Source organism: Arthrobacter ginsengisoli, from assembly GCF_031456935.1.
Classification (GTDB): domain Bacteria; phylum Actinomycetota; class Actinomycetes; order Actinomycetales; family Micrococcaceae; genus Arthrobacter; species Arthrobacter ginsengisoli.
Genome location: NZ_JAVDVQ010000008.1, coordinates 106,353 through 129,524, shown reverse-complemented (window position 1 = coordinate 129,524; position 23,172 = coordinate 106,353). Strand labels below are relative to the sequence as shown.

General features: G+C 67.5%; 21 protein-coding genes. 14 read left to right on the top strand and 7 right to left on the bottom strand.

The features are described from left to right. Nucleotides 1-11 precede the first annotated feature (11 nt). From J2X01_RS11445 to J2X01_RS11415, 7 genes are all read left to right on the top strand, one after another. A complete protein-coding gene (locus tag J2X01_RS11445; protein WP_310057025.1) occupies nt 12-1,349 on the top strand; it encodes a hemolysin family protein in 1,338 nt (445 codons plus the stop codon). Beyond that, nucleotides 1,346-2,413: a hemolysin family protein gene (locus J2X01_RS11440; protein ID WP_310057022.1), complete on the top strand. Its 1,068-nt coding sequence runs from the start codon at nt 1,346-1,348 to the stop codon at nt 2,411-2,413. Before J2X01_RS11445 ends, J2X01_RS11440 begins: the two co-directional genes overlap by 4 nt. 99 nt (nt 2,414-2,512) lie before the next feature. Next, nucleotides 2,513-3,481: a metal ABC transporter solute-binding protein, Zn/Mn family gene (locus J2X01_RS11435; protein WP_310057019.1), complete on the top strand. Its 969-nt coding sequence runs from the start codon at nt 2,513-2,515 to the stop codon at nt 3,479-3,481. A 100-nt stretch (nt 3,482-3,581) separates the two neighbouring features. Continuing rightward, complete coding sequence (locus J2X01_RS11430) at nt 3,582-4,397, top strand: metal ABC transporter ATP-binding protein (protein ID WP_310057015.1); 816 nt, start codon at nt 3,582-3,584, stop codon at nt 4,395-4,397. Then, a complete protein-coding gene (locus J2X01_RS11425; RefSeq protein ID WP_310057012.1) occupies nt 4,398-5,288 on the top strand; it encodes a metal ABC transporter permease in 891 nt (296 codons plus the stop codon). Between the two features lie 88 nt (nt 5,289-5,376). Further along, nucleotides 5,377-6,006 carry a TetR/AcrR family transcriptional regulator gene (locus tag J2X01_RS11420; protein ID WP_310057008.1) on the top strand — a complete coding sequence of 210 codons (630 nt, stop codon included), beginning with the start codon at nt 5,377-5,379 and terminating at the stop codon, nt 6,004-6,006. Further along, the gene (locus tag J2X01_RS11415; RefSeq protein WP_310057005.1) at nt 6,003-7,628 is read left to right on the top strand and encodes an MDR family MFS transporter; all 1,626 of its coding nucleotides are present in this window, start codon (nt 6,003-6,005) and stop codon (nt 7,626-7,628) included. The genes J2X01_RS11420 and J2X01_RS11415 overlap by 4 nt, the downstream gene beginning before the upstream one ends. A gap of 76 nt (nt 7,629-7,704) precedes the next feature. On the opposite strand, the gene J2X01_RS11410 is transcribed toward J2X01_RS11415, so the two are convergent. Continuing rightward, a complete protein-coding gene (locus tag J2X01_RS11410) occupies nt 7,705-8,166 on the bottom strand; it encodes a Fur family transcriptional regulator (RefSeq protein ID WP_310057210.1) in 462 nt (153 codons plus the stop codon). Nucleotides 8,167-8,271: 105 nt separating this feature from the next. Here J2X01_RS11410 and J2X01_RS11405 point away from each other — a divergent pair, with 105 nt between their 5' ends. Then, entirely contained in the window at nt 8,272-8,928 is a 657-nt protein-coding gene (locus J2X01_RS11405) for an MBL fold metallo-hydrolase (protein WP_310057002.1), read from the top strand. A gap of 13 nt (nt 8,929-8,941) precedes the next feature. On the opposite strand, the gene J2X01_RS11400 is transcribed toward J2X01_RS11405, so the two are convergent. Next, nucleotides 8,942-10,087 carry a PLP-dependent cysteine synthase family protein gene (locus J2X01_RS11400; protein ID WP_310056999.1) on the bottom strand — a complete coding sequence of 382 codons (1,146 nt, stop codon included), beginning with the start codon at nt 10,085-10,087 and terminating at the stop codon, nt 8,942-8,944. Between the two features lie 48 nt (nt 10,088-10,135). Here J2X01_RS11400 and J2X01_RS11395 point away from each other — a divergent pair, with 48 nt between their 5' ends. After that, entirely contained in the window at nt 10,136-11,008 is an 873-nt protein-coding gene (locus tag J2X01_RS11395; RefSeq protein ID WP_310056995.1) for a sulfurtransferase, read from the top strand. Nucleotides 11,009-11,060: 52 nt separating this feature from the next. Here J2X01_RS11395 and J2X01_RS11390 read toward each other — a convergent pair whose 3' ends face one another. Then, nucleotides 11,061-12,542 (bottom strand): HNH endonuclease, encoded by a 1,482-nt coding sequence (locus J2X01_RS11390; protein ID WP_374724963.1) that lies wholly within the window; start codon nt 12,540-12,542, stop codon nt 11,061-11,063. Between the two features lie 1,012 nt (nt 12,543-13,554). Between J2X01_RS11390 and J2X01_RS11385 the strand changes: the two genes are divergently transcribed. From J2X01_RS11385 to J2X01_RS11370, 4 genes are all read left to right on the top strand, one after another. Then, nucleotides 13,555-14,019, top strand: coding sequence for a MarR family winged helix-turn-helix transcriptional regulator (locus J2X01_RS11385; protein WP_310056992.1), 465 nt, complete (start codon nt 13,555-13,557; stop codon nt 14,017-14,019). Between the two features lie 58 nt (nt 14,020-14,077). Beyond that, complete coding sequence (locus tag J2X01_RS11380; RefSeq protein ID WP_310056989.1) at nt 14,078-14,464, top strand: hypothetical protein; 387 nt, start codon at nt 14,078-14,080, stop codon at nt 14,462-14,464. A 103-nt stretch (nt 14,465-14,567) separates the two neighbouring features. Then, nucleotides 14,568-15,740, top strand: a complete 1,173-nt coding sequence (locus tag J2X01_RS11375; RefSeq protein ID WP_310056986.1) for an NAD(P)-dependent alcohol dehydrogenase — start codon at nt 14,568-14,570, stop codon at nt 15,738-15,740. Then, on the top strand, nt 15,737-16,165 hold the full coding sequence (locus J2X01_RS11370) for an HIT family protein (protein WP_310056984.1): 429 nt from the start codon (nt 15,737-15,739) through the stop codon (nt 16,163-16,165). The genes J2X01_RS11375 and J2X01_RS11370 overlap by 4 nt, the downstream gene beginning before the upstream one ends. A 48-nt stretch (nt 16,166-16,213) precedes the next feature. Here J2X01_RS11370 and hrpA read toward each other — a convergent pair whose 3' ends face one another. Together hrpA and J2X01_RS11360 are read right to left on the bottom strand one after the other, a co-directional pair. Continuing rightward, the gene (hrpA, locus tag J2X01_RS11365) at nt 16,214-20,254 is read right to left on the bottom strand and encodes an ATP-dependent RNA helicase HrpA (RefSeq protein ID WP_310056982.1); all 4,041 of its coding nucleotides are present in this window, start codon (nt 20,252-20,254) and stop codon (nt 16,214-16,216) included. 113 nt (nt 20,255-20,367) lie between these two features. Beyond that, entirely contained in the window at nt 20,368-20,535 is a 168-nt protein-coding gene (locus J2X01_RS11360; RefSeq protein WP_310056979.1) for a hypothetical protein, read from the bottom strand. 81 nt (nt 20,536-20,616) lie between these two features. On the opposite strand from J2X01_RS11360, the gene J2X01_RS11355 reads away from it, so the two are divergent. Further along, on the top strand, nt 20,617-21,585 hold the full coding sequence (locus J2X01_RS11355; protein ID WP_310056977.1) for a GlxA family transcriptional regulator: 969 nt from the start codon (nt 20,617-20,619) through the stop codon (nt 21,583-21,585). A 75-nt stretch (nt 21,586-21,660) separates the two neighbouring features. On the opposite strand, the gene J2X01_RS11350 is transcribed toward J2X01_RS11355, so the two are convergent. Continuing rightward, nucleotides 21,661-21,978 (bottom strand): protealysin inhibitor emfourin, encoded by a 318-nt coding sequence (locus tag J2X01_RS11350; protein WP_310056974.1) that lies wholly within the window; start codon nt 21,976-21,978, stop codon nt 21,661-21,663. Nucleotides 21,979-22,042: 64 nt separating this feature from the next. Then, nucleotides 22,043-23,113: a M4 family metallopeptidase gene (locus J2X01_RS11345; RefSeq protein ID WP_310056971.1), complete on the bottom strand. Its 1,071-nt coding sequence runs from the start codon at nt 23,111-23,113 to the stop codon at nt 22,043-22,045. Nucleotides 23,114-23,172: the final 59 nt, after the last annotated feature.

The following is a 23,172-nucleotide window of genomic DNA, read 5'->3' as shown; positions in this document are numbered from 1 at the left end:
CAGGCCGCTAGATGGAGTGGCTTCTTCTCGGAGCGGGACTGCTGCTCATCCTGGGAACCGGCTTTTTCGTCGCCGTTGAATTCTCCCTCGTGGCCCTTGACCAGGCCACGGTCCAGCGGGCCGTGGATGACGGCGACACCGCCGCCGCGCCGCTGCTCAAATGCCTCAAGTCCCTGTCCACGCAGCTTTCCAGCTGCCAGTTGGGCATCACCATCACCACCCTGCTCACCGGCTATGTCATGGAACCATCGGTCGGCAAACTGCTCGAGGGCCCGCTGGCCGCCCTGGGGCTGCCGCCGGCCGCGGTGGCCTCCGTATCGCTGATTCTGGCGATGGCCTTCGCGACGCTGCTGTCCATGCTGATCGGTGAGCTGGTACCGAAGAACATGGCAATTGCGCTGTCGTTCCAGGTCGGCAAGGCCCTGGCCCGTCCGCAGCTGATTTTCACGGCCATCTTCAGGCCCGCCATTGTGGTGCTCAACGGCTTCTCCAACAAGGTGCTGAATATTTTCGGCCTCGAGGCCAAGGAAGAAATTTCCGGGGCCCGGACTCCGGCCGAGCTGGCCTCCCTCGTGCGCCGCTCGGCGGCGATGGGAACGCTGGACGCCGGAACCGCCAACTTCATCGCGCGGACGCTCAAATTCTCGGGCCGGACCGCCGCGGACGTTATGACGCCCCGGATCCGGATCGAAACGATTGACGGCGACCAGCCGGTCTCCGACATTGTGGAGGCGGCACGCCGCACCGGCTATTCGCGGTTCCCGGTGATCGGGGATTCCTCGGATGACATCCGCGGCGTCGTGCACATCAAGAAGGCCATCGCCGTTCCGTCGGACCGGCGGCCCAACCTGGAAGCCGGAGCGATCATGACCGACGTGCTCCGGGTTCCGGAAACCATCCACCTGGACGCCCTGCTGGCCGAACTGCGCGAAGGCAATCTGCAGCTGGCCGTGGTGCTGGACGAATACGGCGGAACCGCCGGCATCGCCACCCTTGAAGACCTTGTCGAGGAAATCGTCGGAGAAGTGGCCGATGAACACGACAAGGTCCGGCCCGGTCTGCTGCAGAGCGCCTCGGGGGACTGGTACTTCCCGGGCCTGCTGCGCCCCGATGAACTCTCCGAACAGATCCCGGGCCTGACCGTTCCCGACGAATCTGCCTACGAAACGGTAGGAGGCTACGTCATGAGCAAACTGGGCAGGATTGCCTCCGTCGGGGACACAGTCGACGTCGAAGGCGGGACCCTGAGCGTCACCCGGATGGACGGGCGCCGGATCGACCGGATCTGCTTCAAACCCGGACGTGTCCACCGCGGTAACCACTCCACCACCGAGGTTGGTGCCGAATGAGCGACTGGGCGGGAATTCTCTGGCTGGTCGTCCTGCTGATCGGCAACGCCTTCTTCGTGGCCGCCGAGTTCGCGGTCATGTCCGCGCGCCGGAGCCAGATCGAGCCGCTCGCCGAGGCGGGCTCCAAACGCGCGCAGACTGCCCTGCGCGCAATGGAAAACGTCTCCCTGATGCTGGCGTGCGCCCAGTTGGGCATTACCGTCTGTTCGCTGCTGATCCTGCTGGTCGCGGAACCGGCGATCCACCATCTGATGGCCGTACCGCTGGAAGCGGTCGGCGTTCCGGTGGAAATCGCGAACGTGGCGGCGTTCGCCGTCGCGCTGCTGCTGGTCACCTTCCTGCACGTCACCATCGGTGAGATGGTCCCGAAAAACATCTCGGTGTCCGTTGCGGACAAGGCGGCCCTGCTGCTGGCCCCGCCCCTGATGTTTATCGCCCGTGCGGTGAAGCCGGTGATCGTTGCCCTGAACTGGTCAGCGAACCACATCCTGAAACTGATGCGGATCGAACCCAAGGACGAGGTGACGTCCTCCTTCACCCTGGAGGAAGTGCAGTCGATCGTGCAGGAATCGACGCGGCACGGGCTCGTGGATGACGACGCCGGCCTGATCACCGGAGCGCTGGAGTTCTCGGAACATACCGCGTCCCGCGTCATGGTCCCACTGGACAAGCTGGTGATGCTGAAGCCGGCCACCACGCCGGTGGAATTCGAAAAGGCCGTGAGCCGCACCGGATTCTCACGCTTCCCGATGCTGGACGATGACGGGATGCTCTCCGGCTACCTCCACATCAAGGACGTGCTGTCCATTCCCGACGCGGCCTATCACCAGCCGATTGCCGAAAGCCACATCCGCTCGCTGGCGAACCTGGCCATGGACGACGAGATCGAGAAGGCCATGTCTGTGATGCAGCGGACCGGCTCGCACCTGGCCCGCGTCATCGGCCCGGACGGCAAAACCCAGGGCGTGCTGTTCCTGGAGGATGTCATTGAGGAGCTCGTCGGGGAGATCAGGGACGCCACCCAGGCCACCGGCTACCGGAGGCTCGGGCAGGACCGGCAGTAGTCCAGGGGGTATCCCTAAATAGGAATCATTCCTATTTAGGGATACACTCGGGGCAGTTGCTATTGCTGCTGATTCTCAATAACAGATCCGAGGTTTCCCGTGCGCCGTCCTGCTGCCCGTGCCATCGTTGCCGCCTGTGCCGGCGCGACCCTGCTGCTGACGGCCTGCACTCCGACGTCGGGAAACCCGCAGGGGAGTCAGGGGAGCAGCGGCGACGGAATTGTCGACGTCGTTGCCTCCACCAGCGTCTACGGGGACATCGTGGGCGCCATCGGCGGTGACAAAGTGCGGGTCAATTCCATCATCACGCGCACCAGCCAGGACCCGCACTCCTACGAGGCGACCACGCAGGACAAGCTGGCGGTTTCCAAGGCTGAGCTGGTGCTGGAGAACGGCGGCGGCTATGACGACTTCATCCACAAGCTCGCAGACGACACGGGGCTGGACCACAGCAGCGTCCTGAATGCCGTGGAGCTCTCCGGCCTGGCTCCGGAAGAGACTGCCGGCCCGTCCGCCGCGGCCGACGGGCACACGCACAGCCCTGCCGGCTTTAATGAGCACGTCTGGTACAGCCTGCCCGCCATGACGCGTCTGGCGGACGCCGTCGCGGCCAAGCTCGGTGAGCTCGAACCGTCCTCGGCCGAAAACTTCCGCAGCAACGCCGGAACCTTCAAGGATTCGCTCGGCGGCCTGGAGACCAGGCTGGCGGATATCAAGGTGTCCGACGGCGGGGCCTCGGTCGCCGTCACGGAACCGGTCCCGCTGTACCTGCTCGAGGCCGCAGGACTGGAAAACCGGACCCCGGCAGAATATACGGCCGCGATCGAAGGCGACGCCGATGTGCCGCCCGCCGTGCTGAAGGCCGCCACCGACCTTATGGGGTCGGGCAGCATCCGGCTGCTGGCCTACAACCCCCAGACCGAAGGCCCGCAAACTCTCGCCGTCAAGCAGGCGGCAGCGGCCGCCGGAGTGCCGGTCGTGACCTTCAGCGAGACCCTGCCGGACGGCATGTCCTACCTCCAGTGGATGACTGACAACGTCGACCACATCGGCAAGGCCCTGGCCTAGGATTAGCAGACAGCCCCGCCCGACAGTCCAGCCCGACAGTCCGGCCCGACAGCCCAAAGAGCGCGAGCCGAGGCTTGCGCAGAAGTTGAGGAAATCCAAGTTGACACCCGTAGTGAGCCTCCGTGGAGCCTCCCTGTCGTTCGGCAATCGGACCTTGTGGGAGGGCCTGGATCTGGAGATCAACCAGGGTGAATTCTTTGCTGTCCTTGGCCCCAACGGCAGTGGCAAAACCACGTTCCTCAAGGTCCTGCTCGGCCTGCAGGAGCTGAGCTCCGGCTCGGCCACCCTGGCGGCCCGGCCCGTGGCGCGGGGCAACCCGGGGATCGGCTATGTCCCGCAGCAGAAGTCGTTCGACCCTGACACACCGCTGCGCGCCCGCGACCTCGTGGGGCTGGGCGTCGACGGCCACCGCTGGGGTCTCCGGCTGGGCGCGGCGAAGGTGAACCGCAGAATCGATGAGCTGCTGGACCTGGTGGGAGCCGCCGATTACGCCAAGGTTCCCGTGGGCCAGCTCTCCGGCGGCGAGCAGCAGCGGCTGCGGGTGGCACAGGCGCTGGCCGCCGACCCGCAGGTGTTGCTCTGCGATGAACCGCTGCTGTCCCTTGACCTGCATCACCAGCAGGCCGTCAGTGCGCTGATCAACAAGCAGTGCCGCGACCAGGACAGTGCCGTGGTGTTCGTGACGCACGAAATCAACCCGATCATGGACTACGTGGACCGGGTGCTGTACCTGGCGGGCGGCCGGTTCCGGATCGGTCCCCCGGAGGAAGTCATGACCACCGAGGTCCTGTCCGATCTCTACGACAGCCACGTCGAAGTGATCCACGCGAACGGGCGGCTGATCGTCGTCGGACTGCCCGACGCCGCAACGCATCACCACGAGGACGCCCACGTGGTGGCGGGGGAGGTGGGCTAGATGGACCTGGACACCCTGCTGAATTCAATCTTCAACTTCGAAAACTACGGCGAACTGCTCGTGCTGGTCCAGAATTCCCTCTGGGCGGGCGCAGTACTCGGCCTGCTGGGCGGCTTAATGGGAACCTTCGTGATGAAGCGGGACCTCGCCTTTGCCGTCCACGGGATCTCCGAACTCTCGTTTGCCGGCGCGGCCTTTGCCCTCCTGATCGGGGCGGACATCGTTCTGGGCTCACTGGTGGGATCCGTCCTTGCGGCGCTGCTGCTGGGTCTGATGGGCGTCCGCGCGAGGGACAAGAACTCGATCATCGGCGTCATTATGCCCTTCGGACTGGGTCTGGGCATCCTGTTCCTCTCCCTGTACGAGGGGCGGGCCGCCAACAAGTTCGGGCTGCTCACCGGGCAGATCGTCTCAGTCGGAACGGTCCAGCTGCAGGTGCTGGCGGTCGCCGCCGTGGTCGTAATGCTTGCCCTGGTGGCCATCTGGCGTCCGCTGACCTTTGCCAGCGTGGACCCCGACGTTGCGTCGGCCCGCGGCGTGCCGGTACGGACCCTGGCCATCGCGTTCATGCTGCTGCTGGGCGTCAGCGTGGCGCTGTCCATCCAGATTGTCGGCGCACTGCTGGTGCTGGCGCTGCTGATCACTCCCGCCGCTGCGGCAATGCGGGTGACATCGTCGCCGCGGCTGGTGGTGGTTCTCAGTGTGGTTTTCGCGATGACGGCCACGGTCGGCGGGATCCTGCTGGCACTCGGCGGCCGGATCCCGATCAGCCCGTATGTGACCACACTGTCCTTCCTGATTTACGTCGTCTGCCGGATTGTCGGCAGCCTCCGGACCAGGCAAGGAAGGAACGGCCGGGTGCTGCGCAGCGCCGCGGTGCCGGCGGCCTGAGCCGGCGCCGCCGATCCCCGCGCGGCGATTTTGCATCACTGCAAGTATGCATTTGTGCAATCCTTGCAGTCGTGCAATTATTTAACGCATGACTAACACCGTCTCGCTACCCCTGCGTGAGCGCAAGAAGGCCGAGACCTGGACGGCCCTGCATGATGCTGCCGCATCCCTGGCCCTTCAGCACGGCGTCGAGCAGACCACAGTAGAGGCCATCGCAGCCAGTGCCGGCGTCTCCCCGCGGACGTTCTTCAACTATTTCCAGGCGAAGGAAGACGCCATCCTGGGCCTGCGTGAACCTGTCCTGGAAGCTGCTCTGCTGTCCCAAGTCGCCACGACGGCGGATGATTTGGTGGGGCAGGTTTCGCGTCTCCTGATTGCCGTTGCCTCGACAGCGCGCGGGGGCACCGACCCCGCACGGCGCCGCCAGCTCATCGCCCGGTATCCCCAGCTGGGCCGCCGCCATATGGACTACATGGTCAAAGCGGAGTCCCTCGTCTGTCAGGGGCTCGCGGGCCTGCTGGCACAGGATCCCGCCTGGGCGGCCGGCGCCGAAGGCTTCGGCGCGGAGGAATCCGCGCGCATGCTGGTGATGATCGCCGGCGTTCCCATCCGCTTCAATCTCACTTCCGCTGACTTCGACCCCGCCGAGGGAATCTCCGCGGAGACCCTCGGACCGTCATTGACCCTTCTTCACCATTTACTAAGGAAAATTTCATGACCACGCAAGCTGTCCCCGCTCCGGGACCGGTCGAGGAAAAACAGCACATGGTGCTGATGTTCGTGGGCCTGATGCTCTCGATGCTCCTCGCGGCACTGAACCAGACCGTGCTCAGCACGGCCCTGCCCACCATTGTGGGCGAACTCCACGGCGTCAGCGACATGCTGTGGGTCATCACCGCCTTCATCCTCGCCTCCACCATCACCATGCCCATCTACGGCAAACTCGGCGACCTGATGGGACGCAAGGCCCTCCTGATCGCCGCGATCATCCTGTTCATGATCGGGTCCGTCATCGGCGGCCTCGCCAACGACATGGGTGTGCTGATCACCGCCCGCGTCGTCCAGGGCCTCGGCGGCGGCGGCCTGATGATCCTCTCGCAGGCCGTCATCGCCGACGTCGTGCCGGCCCGCGAACGCGGGAAGTACATGGGGATGATGGGTGGCGTCTTTGCCATCGCCTCCGTCGCCGGCCCCTTGCTGGGCGGCTGGTTTACCGAAGGACCCGGCTGGCGCTGGGTGTTCTGGATCAACATCCCCCTCGGCCTGCTGGCGCTGGCGGGCGCAGTTTTCTTCCTGAAGCTGCCCAAGCACAGCGGCAAACCGCGCCTGGACCTCGGCGGCATGGCGCTGCTCGCGATTGCAACGACCTGCCTCGTGCTGTTCGCGACCTGGGGCGGCGGCAAATACGAGTGGACTGATCCGATCATCCTGGGCCTGATCGCCGGCGCGATCGTCAGCGCGGTTGCCTTCGTCCTGGTGGAGCGGCGCACGGCCGAGCCGATCATTCCGCTGCACCTGTTCAAGGACCTCAACTTCAACCTCTCGACGGTGGCCGGCCTGCTGATCGGCGTGGCCATGTTCGGTGCCATCGGCTACCTGCCCACGTATCTCCAGATGGCATTCAGCGTCAACGCCACCGAATCCGGGCTGCTGATGATCCCGATGATGGGCGCCCTGCTCGTTGCCTCGGTCGTTTCCGGCCAGCTGGTCAGCCGCACGGGCCGCTACAAGTGGATGCCGATTGCCGGCGGTGTGCTGGTGGCGATCGCCCTCGTGCTGCTCTCCACGCTCAAGCCGGAATCACCGCTCTGGGAAATCTGCGCCTACCTGGCCGTGATGGGCCTGGGACTGGGCCTGAGCATGCAGATCATGGTGCTCATCGTGCAGAACTCCTTCCCGCTGCGGGAAGTCGGCACCGCAACGGCGTCGAACAACTTCTTCCGGCAGATCGGGGCCACACTCGGCTCCGCAGTGGTGGGCAGCCTCTTCGCGAGCCGGCTGGCCGAGCTGCTCGCCGCCCGTCTGCCCGCCGCGGCGACGGGCGGCGGCACCCCGGGAGGAGACAATTCGCTGACACCCGCAGTGGTGGGCCAGCTGCCGGCGCCGATCAAGGAGGCCATCGTCTCCTCGTACAATGACGCGCTGACGCCCATCTTCATCTGGATGGTCCCGCTGGCGCTGGGCGCCGCGGTGCTGATGTGCTTCGTCAAGCAGAAGCCGCTGGCCACCGCGATCGAGCACGATGTGCTCTCCGAGTCCATCTCGGAAGGCAACATCCTGATCACCGCCGACGACGCCGACAGCGAGGCCCTTGTTCCTGCCTCCCGGTCCGGTAACTAGCCGGTACAAGTCCCACAACACAACACCGCGGGCCGGGCTGCAGCTGCTGCAACCCGGCCCGCGGTATTTTTCCTGGCTAGCGGCCGCTGCTCCGGGCCGTGCAGTCCGGGCACAGCCCAAAAATCTCGACCGTGTGCTCCACTGCGGTGAAGCCGTGCTCGGACGCCGTCCGGGCGGCCCAGGACTCGACCGCGGGCGCCTCGACCTCGACAGCCTTGCCGCAGCTGCGGCACAGCAGGTGGTGATGATGGCCGGTGACCGCGCAGCGCCGGTAGACGGCCTCGCCGTCGGCGTTCCGGAGCACGTCCACGAGGCCCTCGTCCGCGAGGGACTGCAGGATGCGGTAGGCGGTGGCGAGTGACACGGAGGTGCCGCGGTCCTGCAGAATGCGGTGCAGTTCCTGCGTGCTGACGAAGTCCGTCAGCTCGTCCAGGACGCCGCTGACCGCGAGGCGCTGCTTCGTGACCCGCGGCTCCTTGGCGGTGGCAGGGGCCGGCACCGTCGTCCGGCTGCCGTCGGCTGTGGCGCCCTGGGACATCGTGAAACTCGCTTCGCTGGTGGTCTCGATAAGGGGTGGTGGCAAGGTCCCAGATTACCAGCCGGGTCCGTGGACACCGCCGGGAAGGAACCCTAGGCTGGGCAGATGTTGCTGACGAAGTTCACGCATGCCTGTGTCCGGCTGGAGAAGGACGGGCAGGTGCTGGTGTTCGACCCGGGAAACTTCTCCGAGACCGACCAGGCGCTCGACGGCGCGGACGCCGTGCTGATCACCCACGAGCATGCCGACCACGTTGACGCCGACGCCGTCACAGCCGCCCTGACGGCCAGTGGGTCACTTCAGCTTTTTGCGCCCGCCGGGGTCGCGGCGCAACTGCGGGAAAAGGCACCCGACGCCGGGCCCCGGATCCATGCGGTGGCTCCCGGCGAGGATTTCGAGACGGCCGGGTTCTCCGTCCGGTGTTTCGGCGGGCAGCACGCGCTGATCCATCCGCAGATTCCCGTGGTGGCCAATATCGGCTACTTCGTGGATTCCAACGTCTACCATCCGGGAGATTCCTTCATCGTGCCCGACGGCGTGCAGGTCCGGACGCTGCTGGTGCCGGTCCACGCGCCCTGGAACAAGGTGGGGGAGGTCGTCGATTTCGTAATCGGAGTCGGCGCCCCGAAGGCCTTCCCGATCCATGACGCCCTGCTCAATGACAATGGACGCCGGCTGGTGGAGGGGCATGTGGCCCGGTTCGGCGCCAAGTACGGCACCGAGTACCGGCACCTCTCCAGCGGTGAGAGCGTCGAGGTGTAGGAATCAGCCCAGGCTAGGCCGGCCAGACCCCGCTGGCGAAGAACTGCCGCAGGGTCGCTTCATGTGGTGCGGGATCCAGGCCCTGGGTCTTGAGCCACTCCGGGCTGTAGTAGTTGCCGGCGTAACGGTCCGCGCCGTCGCACATCAGCGACACAACACTTCCGCGGTGTCCCTCGGCGATCATCGCCGAGATCAGCTGCCAGACGCCCCACAGGTTGGTGCCGGTGGAAGGGCCCGCCTGCAGGCCGGCGAAATCCTGCAGATGACGCATGGCCGCCACCGATGCCGCGTCCGGGACCGGGATCATGTGGTCGATGACGGCCGGGACGAAGCTGGGTTCCAGCCGCGCCCGGCCAATTCCCTCGATCCGCGACGGCTGACCCCCGCCGGCCACGGCGGGAGCAGGCGCGGTGCCGGCCGTTCCGGCGGTGTTGCTTCGGGTTCCGACATTGCGAGCTCCGCGGCTTGCCAGCCAGCCGGGATAAAACGCGGAGTTCTCCGGATCCACCACTGCGAGGCCCGTGGTGTGGCGGTGGTACCGGAGGTAGCGGCCGATGGTGGCACTCGTGCCGCCGGTGCCGGCGCCCACGACGATCCAGCGCGGGATCGGGTGCTCTTCCTGGGCAAGCTGGCCGAAGATTGACTCGGCAATGTTGTTGTTGCCGCGCCAGTCCGTGGCCCGTTCGGCGTAGGTGAACTGGTCCATGTAGTGGCCGTTCGTGCGCCGAGCGAGGTCCGCGGCGGCGTCGTAGACCTCCGAGGCGTGGTCCACGAGCAGGCACGAGCCGCCATACTGCTCGATGAGTGCGATCTTTTCCCGGCTGGTGGTCCGGGCCATCACGGCGATAAACGGCAGCCCCAGCAGCTGGGCGAAATAGGCTTCCGACACGGCCGTGCTGCCGCTGGAGGCCTCAACAATGGTGGTTCCTTCGGCGATCCACCCGTTGACCAGCCCAAAGAGGAACAGCGAACGGGCGAGGCGGTGCTTGAGGCTGCCGGTCCGGTGCGTTGACTCGTCCTTGATGTAGAGCTGGACGCCCCACTTAGCCGGAAGCGGCACGGAGTACAGGTGGGTGTCCGCGGACCGGTTGTTCTCTGCGTTGATTCGGCGGATGGCCTCGTCGGCCCAGACCCTGTCCTGCTGTCGCGCTTTGATCACCGCACCAGCCTACCTTCGGCGGCAGGGCCCGCTGGATAGAGTTGGTGGATGCAGACCCTGATGGATGTAGCCACCGTGAAGAACCGGCTGGACGGCGCCGACGAGACTGGCCGACGGACCGTGTTGCTGGACGTGCGCTGGGCACTCGGTGACCCGCACGGCCGGGAACACTACCTCGCGGAACACCTTCCCGGTGCCGTCTTCGTGGACCTCGCCAACGATCTGGCCGACCCCGCAGACCCGGCCCGCGGCCGCCACCCGCTCCCGTCGCTGGCGCAATTCCAGGCGTCCGTCCGCGCCTGGGGCGTCTGCAACGGTGACGATGTCGTGGCTTATGACGACAGCGGCAGCCTGGCCGCGGCCCGGCTCTGGTGGATGCTGCGCAATGCCGGCTTTCCCGATGTTTACCTGCTCGACGGCGGACTCGCTGCCTGGCGTGACGCGGGCTTCAGCCTCGAAAGCGGCGAAGCGCCGGCAGAACCCGGGGACGCCGTGCTGTCGGGCGGAGCCATGCCCGTAATCGACGCCGGCCAGGCGGCCATCTGGGGCCGGCAGGGGCTGCTGCTGGACGCGCGGGCGGCTGAGCGGTACCGCGGCGAATTCGAACCCGTGGACCCGCGTGCCGGCCATATCCCCGGAGCCGTGAGCGCGCCCACCACCGCCAATCTCAGTGCGGATGGCAGGTTCCTGCCGGCGGAGACGCTGCGCGACCGTTTTGCCAGGCTCGGCGTCCGCGACGACCTTCCGACCGCCGTCTACTGCGGCTCCGGTGTCACCGCGGCCCACGAAATCGCGGCTCTCGAAATCGCAGGATTCCCTGCGGCACTCTATCCAGGCTCGTTCTCTGAGTGGTCCAACAAACCCTCGAATCCTGTCGTGACGGGGGCTGCGCCGTACGCCGACGGCACCGCCGCCGGGTAGGGGCGCCGCCGCTTCCTCCAGCAGCGCGGCGGCGCTCCCCGTATCTTCTCGCTCAGGCCGCGAGCCGGGCGTGCTGGCGGGCACGGACGAGAATTTTGGCCCGGTGGCGGAGTTCGCGGTGGTGGTGGTGCCGGTTGGGAGCCACGGGTTGGTCCGGCGCCGTTCCGCTGACCCTGGTTCCCGGTAGTGGGGGTGCTTTTGATTGGTAGGTGTGGCCGGTGGGGGTGGTGATGTGGAGTGTGTGTCGGGGGCCGGGGCGGGGTTGGGCGTTCCAGCCGGGGGTTTCTTTGGTGTGGTTGCAGGCTTCGCAGAGGCCGGCGCCGTTGTTTTGGTCCGTGGTGCCGCCGTGGTGCCAGGGGATGATGTGGTCCAGGTGCCGGATCGGGGCGTCGCAGTAGGGGGTGCGGCAGGTGTCGTCGCGGAGGTGCACGAATCGTCGGAGGCCGGGCGGGAAGAGCCGGGCGCGGGAGTCCATCGCGGTGAGGTCTCCGGTGCCGGGGGCGGTGTAGAGCCGGCGGAGCCAGACGGTCAGGGCCTGGTCCCCGGCGGTGGCGCCGTTGTCCCCGCCCGTTCCGTCCATGCCGGTTCCGGTTCCGTTGCCTGTCGTTGTGGTGCCCGTGTGTGGGTCCGTGGTGTGGATTAGTGCGCGGGCGTGGCCGGCGGGGATGATGCCGTAGCCGGGGAGCCGGGCGGGTTCGCTGTCGCCCTGGAAGAGGGTGCGGTCGGTCATGACGAGCTGGATTTCGATCCCGGTGATCCCGCCGGGGGTGCCGGTGGTGCGTTCGACCAGGGTGTCGGCCATGAGCTGGCCGCGGGTGCGGGGGTCCCCGGTGGCCCGGAGGGTGTCGGCGTGCCGGGTCAGGGCGGTGTGCACGGCGACGCCGGCGGCGACGGGCAGCAGGGCGGTGAGGTAGCACATGGTGTCCGGTGCCGGGCGGAGGCTGACGTGCCGTTCGGTCGCGGCGTGGCCGGCGCGCTGGGTGACCGAGCGGGGGTCGCGGCGGTAGGCGGCGGCCCGCGCCGCGGCAATGAGGCCCCGGTCCCCGGTCCCGTCGAAGGTTCCGGTGTCGGGGGCGAGGTCGGCGTCCACGGCGGCCCGGTCCGCCGCGGACAGGCAGGCGGTTTCGCGCACGAGCAGGGTGGCGCGCCATTCGTTGAGCTGGCCGGTGTCCAGGGCGGCGAGGGTGTGGGGCATTTCGGTGACGAGGGCTTTGGCCAGGCCCAGGAGCCGTCCGCCGCGGGCGGGGGATTCCCGCCTTGCGAGGGCGAGCTGCGCGGCGACGCCGGCGCCCAGCTCCGCGGCCGGCATCCCGGTCTCGGCTTGTTCGCGGCGCTGGAGCAGGTCGAAGTCGACCGCGAGCCGGGCCTGGCGGGCCGACAGGGCAGACTTCCGGTCTTCCAGGGCCCGGATTTCAGCAATCAGAGACGCACCCTCGGCGGAGGGCCGGACCGCGGCCAGGGGGCGGGCCGCGTCGGTGACCGCCACCCCGCCAGTTGCTGCCGGAGCCATCTTGGGCCCCTGGTTGCCGTCCACAGACCCATTGAACCTCGGGGCCCCGACATTTAGGGCGCCCGTGGTTCCAGTGGCCGCGGCGGCGGCGGACTTCAGCTCCTCGACTTCGCCGGGCTGGCCGATCAGCCCGGCATCGTCACCGGAGGGCCGGACCGCGGCCAGGGGGCGGGCCACGCCGGGGACCGCCCCACTGCCTGCTGCTGCCGGAGCCATCCCGGGTCCCTGATTGCCGTCCACAGACCCATTGAACCTCGGGGCCCCGACATTTAAGGCGCCCGTGGTTCCAGTGGCCGCGGCGGCGGCGGACTTCAGCTCCTCGACTTCGGCGGGCTGGTCGATCAGCCCGGTACCCTCACCGGAGGGCCGGACCGCGGCCAGGGGGCGGGCCGCGTCGGTGACCGCCACCCCGCCAGTTGCTGCCGGAGCCATCTTGGGCCCCTGATTGCCGTCCACAGACCCATTGAACCTCGGGGCCCCGACATTTAAAGCGCCCGTGGTTCCAGTGGCCGCGGCGGCGGCGGACTTCAGCTCCTCGACTTCGCCGGGCTGGCCGATCAGCCCGGCATCGTCACCGGAGGGCCGGACCGCGGCCCGGGAGCGGGCCACGCCGGTGACCGCCACCCTGCCTGCTGCTGCCGGAGCCATCCCGGGTCCCTGATTGCCGTCCACAGACCCATTGAACCTCGGGGCTCCGACATTTAAGGCGCCCGTGGGTCCAGTGGCGGCGGCGGCCTTCAGCTCCTCGACTTCGGCGGGCTGGCCGATCAGCCCGGCACCCTCGGCGCAGAGCCGGACCGCGGCCCGGGAGCGGGCCACGCCGGTGACCGCCACCCCGCCCGCTGCTGCCGGAGCCATCCCGGGCCCCTGATTGCCGTCCATGGAAACAGGCTATCGGGCACCTGCGACAACATGCGGCTGCCCGCCGGGCGTCCAAACAGGGCAGATCGCCAAAGGCCCGGACGCCACGGCGGTGGTCCTTGCGGTGGTGCACACCTTGACACCAGGGTTTGATTTTAGTTAACTACTTAACGAAATGAAAATCAACAAACATCCTGACATCGTCGAGAGCCCGGTCTTCAAGCTGCACCGCGCCACGGCGCTGGTGGACCGGGTCGCGGACCGCTACCTCCAGGAACAGCACGGGATCCGATATTCAGCCTTTCTGGTCCTGCTCACCATCGGCACTATCGGACAGCAGACCCAGCGGCAAATTGCAGACAGGCTTGACGTATCGCGGGCTTCAATCACCCAGCGGCTCGGACGGCTGCTCGACGATGATCTGGTTACGGCGCGACCCCATCCGGACGACGCGCGGGCGAACACGATCTCGTTATCCCGGAAGGGAGCGGCGCTGCTGGAACGCGCCTGGCACGGCCTCGAAACCCATCAGGACGGAGTTGATGCGGGCGTGGATGTAAAGGTATTGGTGCAACAGCTCGACCGGATCATCGACAATGCCCTGCGCGTGCTCAATACCGAAGAGAAGGAACGCCCATGACCTCCATCTTCATGGCCACTCCGACGGCGGCCGCCCGGTCGACGAGGAAGGCTTCCCCATGCCGATAGACCAGCTTGCGGCGATCGTCGCCTGCGCCATACTGGCCGGACTCGGCATCTTCCAGGGCGCCCTCATCGGCGGAGTGCCGCTCGGGAGAATGGCGTGGGGCGGACAACACGCTGTCCTCCCCGCACGGCTCCGGATCGGAAGCGCCGTGTCCATTGCCCTCTACGCCCTGTTTGCCTATACGGCGCTGGCCAGGGCCGAGCTCACGCCGCCGGTGGTCAACGAAAACGCCACCGCGGTCTTTGTGTGGGCGCTGACGGCCTACTTCGCGCTGGGCGTAGTGATGAACGGGATCTCCCGCAGCAAACCGGAACGCCTCGTCATGACCCCGGTCGCGCTGGTCCTGGCAGCCCTGTATCTCGTCCTTTCGCTCAGCTGAGGGTAGTTGGATCCTTCGCGAAGGGTCCGCTTTAGCGCGTGCCACCGCCGGCCGACCGGCCCCCAAGTGGCACACCGGCCGGTCCCGAGGGTAGCGTCGAACCATGACTCCTGGACGCCCCGTACCGCCGCCCCTTGCCAAGCCGCTTCCCGATCTGACCGAGGACACCACGGATTACGCGGAAACGACGGCGCCGGGCCCGCGCCTTGCCGCCGCCTACGGTTCGACCGCCAGCGACAGCGGCCTGGTTCCGCTCACGGTTGCCCGCCGTGCGCCGAAGGACGACGATGTTGAGATCGCCATCGAATTCTGCGGCGTCTGCCACTCGGACGTCCATGCCACCCGGGGCGAATGGGGCAACCCGAACTACCCGCTGATCCCGGGCCACGAAATCGTGGGCCGGGTCAGCCGGGTCGGTTCCGCCGTCGACGACTTCACCCCGGGCGATCTGGTGGGCGTCGGCTGCCTGGTCGATTCCTGCCGTGAATGCGACAGCTGCCTTGACGGCCTGGAACAGTATTGCGAAAACGGCATGACCGGGACTTACGGCTCGAAGGACCGCCGCAACGGGGACGCCACCACGCAGGGCGGCTACGCCACCTCCGTCGTGGTGGACCGCCGCTACGTACTGCACGTCCCGGAAAGCCTCGACCCCGCCGCGGCCGCGCCGCTGCTGTGTGCCGGGATCACCACGTACTCTCCACTGCGCCACTTCGACGTCGAGGAGGGGGACGTCGTCGGCGTCGTTGGCCTGGGCGGACTGGGCCACATGGCAGTGAAGCTGGCCAAGGCCATGGGCGCCGAGGTAAAGGTCTTCACGACGTCAGAGTCCAAGATCGCCGCCGCGCGCGACCTCGGCGCCGATGACGTCATCCTGTCCCGCGACGAGGCCGCGATGCGCGCGGCGAACCGCAGCATCGACGTCATCATCGACACCGTCGCCGCACCCCATGACCTCAACCCGTATTTCCGCACCCTGCGTGTTGACGGTGCCCTCTTCCAGCTCGGGCTTCCCTCGGGGGACATGCCGCCGGTGAACCCCGGCGCGCTGATCCGGCGCCGGATCGCGTACGCCGGGTCGCTGATCGGCGGCATCGCCGAGACCCAGGAGATGCTGGACTTCTGTGCCGAGCACGGAGTCACCTCGGACGTCGAAGTGGTCCGTGCCGACCAGCTCAATGAGGCCTACGACCGCATGGTGGCCGGCGACGTGAAGTACCGTTTTGTCTTGGACACCAGCACGCTCGGTACACCTTCGGAAAGGGCAGACGCATGAGCACTCTCTTCACCAGGATCATCAACGGCGAGATCCCCGGCCGCTTCGTCTGGCGCGAGGACGACGTCGTGGCGTTCCTGACGGCGGGTCCGCTCGCCGATGGACACACCCTCGTGGTCCCAACCGAGGAAGTCGACCGCTGGACCGATGCGCCACCCGAGCTGCTGGGCCGCGTGATGCAGGTGGCGCAGAAGATCGGAGCCGTTCAGGTCGACGTGTTCGACGCGGCACGCGCCGGACTCATTGTCGCCGGCTACGAGATCAACCACCTGCACGTCCACGTCTGGCCCTCCAACACCATGGCGGACTTCGACTTTGGCTCGGTGGACCACCATCCCGATCCGGCGCAGCTGGACGCCAACGCCGAGAAGCTCCGCGCCGGGCTCCGGAAAGCCGGCCACGCGGCATACGTTCCGGAGGCTTAGGGGCGCGCCGCACTCAACCGCTGGCGCCGGCCCGGCCGCCCCCGCGTGTCAGGCCGGCGCCAGCGCCTTATTAAGCACCGCGCGGATCCGCTTCTCGGAGACCGAATAGGCCGTACCGAGTTCGACGGCGAAGAGGCTCACCCGGAGCTCCTCGATCATCCAGCGGACCTGGGTTAACTCGGCTCCGGCCCGCCGGCCCGAGAGCAGGGCCGACACGGCGTCGTCGTAATCGTCTTCCAGTGCCTGGACTGCGGCCATGTTCTGGGCGTCCCGCTGGACGTTGCCGGGGAGTTTCTCGAGCCGCTTCTCGATCGCCGCGAGGTACCGCGGGAGCTGACTGAGCTGGGCATAGCCCGTGCGTGCCACAAAACCGGGGAATACGAGTTGCTCCAGCTGGCTCTTGATGTCGTTGAGCGCGCTGATCAGGGCCAGGCTGGTGGTGCCCTTGAGCGCTTTCTCGATCCGCCGGGTGCTGGCCAGGATCCGCTCCACCACGGCGGTGACGGTGAAGACCGTGTCGATCAGCTCCGCCCTGACCTTTTCGTAAAGTGCACTGAAGGAGGCCTCGTCCCACGGCAGCTCGGCCGGGGTGAGCTTGTCGATGGCGGCGAGGGCGCAGTCGGCAATCAGCGCCGTGACCAAGCCATGGGGGTTCTGGCTGAACGTCAGCTTCTCGGTATTGTTCAGGTGCTCCAGGACGTAGCGGTCCGGCGGCGGCACCTTCAGGGCCAGCAGGCGGATGACGCCGCCGCGCATGGCCTGTTCCTGTTCGGAGCCGGTCTGGAAGAGCCGCAGGGCCACGGAGCTGCCCTCATCCACGAGTGCGGGGTAGCCGGTGACAGTGTGCCCCTTCACCGTGCCCTGGACCTGGCGCTGCACTGTTCCGAAGGTCCAGGCGGTCAGCCCTGCCTTCTCGGCGAAACCGGCCGAAGCGCCGTCGGGGGAAACCGCGCCCGCTGCCGCCTGGCCGTTGGAGCTGCCGTTGGCTGGCCCGCTGGACCTGCCGCTGGATTTGCCGCCGGACCTGCCGCCGGTCTGCGGTGCCGTCGTCGCGGGCGTGGCGCCCAGTGACTCGGCAATCGCCCGGCGGGTGGCGGGCGCCAGCCGCTCCTGCAGCACTCCGAGGTCCTTGCCCTCGTCCAATACCTTCCCCTGGGCATTAACGACGCGGAAGCTGACCCGCAGGTGCGGCGGAACCGCGTCCCAGTGCCAGGAATTCGGCGGGATGACCTGGCCGCGGAGCCGGCGCAGAACCAGCTCCAGTGAAGCCTCCAGCTCGTCCGTGGCCGGATCGAAGTCCGCCTCGAGGGCTGCGACGGCCTGCCGGGCAACGTCCGGGGCCGGCACGAAGTTCTTGCGCACCTGTTTGGGCAGCGACTTGATCAGGGCCGTGACCAACTCCACCCGCTGCCCGGGGATCAGCCAGCGGAACGCGGCGTCGTCGAGCTGGTTCAGGAACAGCACGGGCACTTCTGCCGTGACGCCGTCGGACGGGTTGGGCGGCGAGCCGGGCGCGACGGGGTGGAATTCGTAGCTCAGCGGCAGCTCAAAACCCTTGTGCAGCAGGGTCTTCGGGTAGGCCGAGTCATCCAGGGCATCGGCGTCGTCGCTGATCAGCAGCGCCTGGTCGAAATCGAGCAGCGCGGGATCGTGATGCCGCGCATCCTTCCACCACTTGTCGAAGTGCCGCTCGGACACAACCTCCCGGCCGATCCGGGCGTCATAGAACTCGAAGAGCGTCTCGTCGTCCACGAGGATGTCCCGCCGCCGCATCCGCGCCTCGAGTTCCTCGACTTCGTGGAGCAGGGCACGGTTGCGGTGGAAGAACTTGTGGTGCGTCTGCCAGTCGCCCTCGACGAGGGCATGCCGGATGAACAGCTCCCGGCAGAGTTCCGGATCCACCTTGCCGTAGTTGATCCGGCGGCTCGGGATGATGGGCACGCCGTAGAGGGTGACCTTCTCATGCGCCATCACCGAGCCCATCTTCTTGGACCAGTGCGGTTCGCTGTAACTGCGCTTGACCAGGTCCGGCGCCACCTGTTCGACCCAGAGCGGATCGAACTTCGCGGCCACCCGGGCCCACAGCCGGCTCGTCTCCACGAGTTCAGCGGCCATGACGAAGGTGGGGGACTTCTTGAACAGGGCTGACCCCGGGAAGATCGCGAAGCGGCTGCCTCGGGCGCCGGCGTACTCGCGCTTGCGCTCATCGAGGATGCCCACGTGGCTCAGCAGGCCCGCGAGCAGGCTGATGTGGATGCCCTCATGGTTGCCCACGGGATCGGCCAGGCGCTTGTTGTCCAGGCTGATGCCGAGCGGCCGGGCGAGCTGGCGCAGCTGGGCAAACAGGTCCTGCCACTCGCGGACGCGCAGGTAGTTGATGAACTCGGCCCGGCAGAGCCGGCGGAACGCCGTGGAGGAGAGCTCCTGCTGCTTCTCCTGGAGGTAGTTCCAGAGATTCAGGAAGCCGGTGAAGTCCGAGTTCTCGTCCCGGAAGCGCGCGTGCTTCTCCGCGGCGAGCTGCTGCTTGTCCGTGGGGCGCTCGCGCGGGTCCTGGATGGTCAGCGCCGCCGCGAGGATCATCACCTCGCGGACACAGCCGCGCTGGCCGGACTCGACGATCATCCGGCCCAGCCTCGGGTCCACGGGCAGCTGCGCCAGCTGCTGCCCGACGGCGGTCAGCCCGCCGCCGTTGCGTCCGGCAGCCGCGCCCGCAGCCTGCCGTCCGGGGCGTCCGCCGCCGTCGGCCCCGCCCGGCTGCTCCGGCGGGCGCGGGGCACTCAAGGCGCCCAGCTCGCGGAGGAGGGAGACGCCGTCGTTGATGGCCCGGGAGTCCGGCGGTTCAACAAACGGGAAGTTTTCCACGTCCTTCGGGCCGCGGGCGACGCCCATGGCCGTCATCTGCAGGATGACTGCGGCAAGGTTGGTGCGCAGGATTTCGGGGTCGGTGAACAGCGGCCGGGACTCGAAGTCCTCCGCCGAATACAGCCGGATCGCGATGCCGTCGGAGACCCGGCCGCAACGGCCCGAGCGCTGGTTGGCCGACGCCTGCGAGACCCGCTCGATCGGCAGCCGCTGGACCTTGGTGCGGTGCGAGTAGCGGGAGATGCGTGCGGTGCCGGTGTCAATGACGTACTTGATGCCGGGGACCGTCAGGGATGTCTCGGCGACGTTGGTGGCGAGCACGATCCGGCGCTTGCTGCCCGGGTGGAAGACCTTGTGCTGTTCCTGCAGGCTCAGCCGGGCGAAGAGGGGGAGCACCTCGGTGCCGGCGAGCTTCCGGTTGGACTGGATCCTGCCGTGGAGGGCCTCGGCGGCGTCACGGATTTCGCGCTCGCCGGAGAAGAAGATCAGGATGTCGCCGGGCGCTTCCTGCGCGAGTTCGTCGACGGCATCGCAGACGGCATCCAGCGGATCGCGGTCCTCTTCCAGCTCGTCGTCGGAGGCGTCGACGGCGTCGTCGCCGGCGGGGCCGCCGGCCGGCTGGGACAGCGGCCGGTAGCGGATCTCGACCGGATAGGTGCGCCCGGAGACCTCGATGATCGGCGAGGGCTCGTCCTCGCTGCCGAAGTGCTTGGCGAATCGCTGCGGATCGATGGTGGCCGAGGTGATGATGATCTTCAGGTCGGGCCGCTGCGGCAGGATCCGTTTGAGGTATCCCAGAATGAAGTCGATGTTGAGGCTGCGCTCATGCGCCTCGTCGATAATGATCGCGTTGTATTTGCGCAACAGCCTGTCGCGCTGGATCTCGGCCAGCAGGATGCCGTCGGTCATCAGCTTGACCTTGGTGTCGCGGCCGACCTGCCCGGTGAAGCGGACCTGGAAGCCGACCTCTTGTCCGATCTCGACGCCAAGTTCCTCCGCGATGCGCTCGGCCACGGTGCGGGCGGCAAGCCGGCGCGGCTGGGTATGGCCGATCAGTCCGTTGTCGCCCAGCCCAAGCTCCAGGCACATCTTGGGAATCTGGGTCGTCTTACCGGAACCGGTCTCGCCGGCGATGATGGTCACCTGGTTGGCCGCAATGGCGGCCATCAGGTCCTCGCGGCGCTCGGAGACCGGCAGCTCGGCGGGGTAGGAGATATGCAGTGTCATGGCTGCACTCAGTCTACTGGGAACTGTCCGGGCGGCGGTTCGGTGGCAGTGAAGTGCCCGGTCCCTTGCGGGGCCGGGCAACGGGTGGTGTGGGGTGACCGCTTGCAGGGGGCTCAGAAGATCCGGAACGTGTAGTTGACGCTGGGCAGGTCCAGGGCGGACCAGTATTCTTCCGAGCGGACCGGCGGGTTATGGCCCAGCCCGTCCTTGCGGAGGGCTGCGACGGTGGCGGCGAGGCCGACGACGATGAGGACGATGACTGCAATTCCGATGAGTTCCATACCTCCATGGTTCTCTTGGAGCGGGGCCAAAAGAAGTGGCAGAAATGCCCAAAAAGCTATAATTTCTGCCACAATGGAAGCATGATCAAATCAGTGGCAATGATCGTGGTGCCCAACTTCTCGATCTTCGAGTTCGGGACCGCTTTTGAGGTCTTTGGCGTGGACCGGTCCGACCGGGGGACCGGCGTGCCCGCCTTCGATTTCCGGGTGTGCACCCCGGCGCCGGGAGAGGTCCCGATGAAGTCCGGTCTCTCCCTGCATGTAGGGCTCGGACTCGACGCCGCCGCGGACGCGGACCTGGTCATCATGACTCCGTACGGCCGGGACGAGGACGTTCCGGAATCCGTTCTCGAGGCGCTGCGGGCCGCGCACGCCCGCGGGGCGTGGGTCATGTCCATCTGTTCCGGAGCCTTTGCGCTGGCCCGGGCCGGGCTGCTCGACGGCCGTCGCTGCACCACGCACTGGCATTACTCCCAGGAGCTCGCGAGCCGGTATCCCGCTGCGCGTGTGGATGAGAACGTCCTCTATGTCGAGGACAGCCGGATCATCACAAGCGCGGGCACAGCCGCGGGCATCGATGCGTGCCTGCACCTGGTCCGGGTGGAATTCGGCGCGAGCGTGGCGGCTGCCATCGCCCGAGACATGGTGGTCCCGCCGCACCGCGACGGCGGCCAGGCCCAGTTCATCGACCGGCCGATCCCGGCCTGCGGCTCTGAGCCCATGAAGGAACTGCTGCAGTGGATGGTCCTGCACCTGGGCCAGGACCATTCGGTCAACGAACTGGCCGCGCGCGTCCACATGTCGCCCCGGACCTTCGCCCGGCGTTTCCGCTCCGAGACGGGAGCGACGCCGGCGGCCTGGCTCAACTCCCAGCGGGTGCTGCGGGCCCAGGAACTGCTCGAGACGACCGACCTCAACATCGACGAAATTGCCCGCGAATCCGGGTTTGGCCACTCGGTGCTGCTGCGGCACCACTTCGCGAAGGTGCTGGACACCAGCCCGCAGTCCTACCGGCGCACCTTCCGCGGACACCTGGCCGCCGCCGTGTAGGCGAACCGGGCCCCGGTCCAGGTCAGCCTGGACGGCCTGCCCGGAAGCCGGCCTGGAAGGGCCGCCCGGCGGAAGTCAGCGGAACGGTCCCGGCAGTCCGTCCGGCGGCGGCCCGGGCTCTGCCGCCGCCTTTGCCGTCTCGACCAGATCCCGCCACGGTCCGGTGACGGCCTGCTCGGGCAGGGTCGCGCGGTGTTGTCCGGCCCGGATGTTGTACAGAAACCGGTCTGGCTGCCCGGTGGCCGCGGCCCGGCCCGACGTCGGCACGGCGTCCCACGGGCAGGCCTCAATGAGGGGCTGCCAGAGGTCGGTATCCTCCGGTGGCGTGGGCTGGACGGTCCACGTCCGCTTCATGCCGGCAATGCCGCCGCTGCGCTGGACTGTGATCTTCATGGGACGGTGATCTTCATGGGACTCGGATTTTCATGAGACGGCGACTTTCAGGGGTCTCGGATCTTCATGAGCTTGCTGATCGTCTGGCTCCGGGGAGCCTTACCTTCACAGTTTCCCACGCGGACCGCACTGCGTCATGTTCCGCGGAATCCGCCCCAAAAAGCTCCCTGGCGGACGCCACGGTGGCCTTGGCGAACGCCCCGAACGTGGCGGTCGGGGCCAGGCTGCCGCCCGTCAGCGTCTCGTACCAGATCCGGCCCGGCACATCCCACGCCTGGCCGCCGAGAGCCGTGGCAACCAGGCAGAACGCCCGGTTGGGGATCCCGGAGTTGATGTGCACTCCGCCGTTGTCGGCGCTGGTGCGCACATAGCCGTCCATGGAGTCCGGTTGCGGATCCTTGCCGAGTACGTCGTCGTCGTACGCCGTCCCCGGTGACTTCATGGAACGCAATGCTGTCCCCTGGACCTGGTCCGTGAAGAGGCCTTCGCCGATCAGCCAGCTCGCCTCCGCCGCCGACTGCTGCCGGACAAACTGCTCCACGAGCGCCCCAAAGACATCGGACATCGATTCGTTGAGGGCACCGGCCTGATTGCGGTAGACGAGCCCCGCCGAATACTGGGTGACGCCGTGGGCGAGCTCGTGGCCGATCACGCTCAGCGACTTCGTGAACCGCTGGAAGACCTGGCCGTCGCCGTCGCCGAAGACCATCTGCTGGCCGTCCCAGAACGCGTTGTCGTACAGGCGGCCGTAGTGGACCGTGGCGAGCAGGTGGAGGCCGTTGCCGTCGATCGAGTTCCGGCCAAAGGCTTCGGCGTAGAGGCGGTGGGTGTGTCCCAGCCCGTCATAGGCCTCGTCGGCGGCGGGATCGCCGGTGGGAGGTTCCCCCTCCTTGCGGACCACGCTGCCGGGGAGCTGCTCGGCGAACTTGGCGTCATACACCGTCCGCTCCGGCGGCGACGGTTTGAGTTCCCGCATGCCGGGATGGCTGCCTGGCCCGGGCAAGGCACGGGACGCCTGGATGCTCGGGACATGACGGAGGGCTTCCTTCGCCGCGCGGGCGGCGTCGGAGAGCTCCGGTTCGCGTTGGGCTGCCAGGCGCCGGAGCAGGTACGGCGGGATGATGGAACAGTACATGTGAGACCCCTTTGTGCTTCGGCGGGATCCCGACGTGGTGCGGAGGCCGGCACCCAGTC

Excerpts from the sequence above, each read along its gene's own strand:
- J2X01_RS11370 (WP_310056984.1), top strand. The coding sequence starts at position 15,737 with ATGAGCACTCTCTTCACCAGGATCATCAACGGCGAGATCCCCGGCCGC.
- J2X01_RS11425 (WP_310057012.1), top strand. The coding sequence starts at position 4,398 with ATGGACCTGGACACCCTGCTGAATTCAATCTTCAACTTCGAAAACTAC.
- J2X01_RS11355 (WP_310056977.1), top strand. The coding sequence starts at position 20,617 with ATGATCAAATCAGTGGCAATGATCGTGGTGCCCAACTTCTCGATCTTC.
- J2X01_RS11440 (WP_310057022.1), top strand. The coding sequence starts at position 1,346 with ATGAGCGACTGGGCGGGAATTCTCTGGCTGGTCGTCCTGCTGATCGGC.
- J2X01_RS11405 (WP_310057002.1), top strand. The coding sequence starts at position 8,272 with ATGTTGCTGACGAAGTTCACGCATGCCTGTGTCCGGCTGGAGAAGGAC.
- J2X01_RS11385 (WP_310056992.1), top strand. The coding sequence starts at position 13,555 with ATGAAAATCAACAAACATCCTGACATCGTCGAGAGCCCGGTCTTCAAG.
- J2X01_RS11395 (WP_310056995.1), top strand. The coding sequence starts at position 10,136 with ATGCAGACCCTGATGGATGTAGCCACCGTGAAGAACCGGCTGGACGGC.
- J2X01_RS11345 (WP_310056971.1), bottom strand. The coding sequence starts at position 23,113 with ATGTACTGTTCCATCATCCCGCCGTACCTGCTCCGGCGCCTGGCAGCC.
- J2X01_RS11410 (WP_310057210.1), bottom strand. The coding sequence starts at position 8,166 with ATGTCCCAGGGCGCCACAGCCGACGGCAGCCGGACGACGGTGCCGGCC.
- J2X01_RS11350 (WP_310056974.1), bottom strand. The coding sequence starts at position 21,978 with ATGAAGATCACAGTCCAGCGCAGCGGCGGCATTGCCGGCATGAAGCGG.
- J2X01_RS11375 (WP_310056986.1), top strand. The coding sequence starts at position 14,568 with ATGACTCCTGGACGCCCCGTACCGCCGCCCCTTGCCAAGCCGCTTCCC.
- J2X01_RS11415 (WP_310057005.1), top strand. The coding sequence starts at position 6,003 with ATGACCACGCAAGCTGTCCCCGCTCCGGGACCGGTCGAGGAAAAACAG.
- J2X01_RS11445 (WP_310057025.1), top strand. The coding sequence starts at position 12 with ATGGAGTGGCTTCTTCTCGGAGCGGGACTGCTGCTCATCCTGGGAACC.
- J2X01_RS11420 (WP_310057008.1), top strand. The coding sequence starts at position 5,377 with ATGACTAACACCGTCTCGCTACCCCTGCGTGAGCGCAAGAAGGCCGAG.
- J2X01_RS11380 (WP_310056989.1), top strand. The coding sequence starts at position 14,078 with ATGCCGATAGACCAGCTTGCGGCGATCGTCGCCTGCGCCATACTGGCC.
- hrpA (WP_310056982.1), bottom strand. The coding sequence starts at position 20,254 with ATGACACTGCATATCTCCTACCCCGCCGAGCTGCCGGTCTCCGAGCGC.
- J2X01_RS11360 (WP_310056979.1), bottom strand. The coding sequence starts at position 20,535 with ATGGAACTCATCGGAATTGCAGTCATCGTCCTCATCGTCGTCGGCCTC.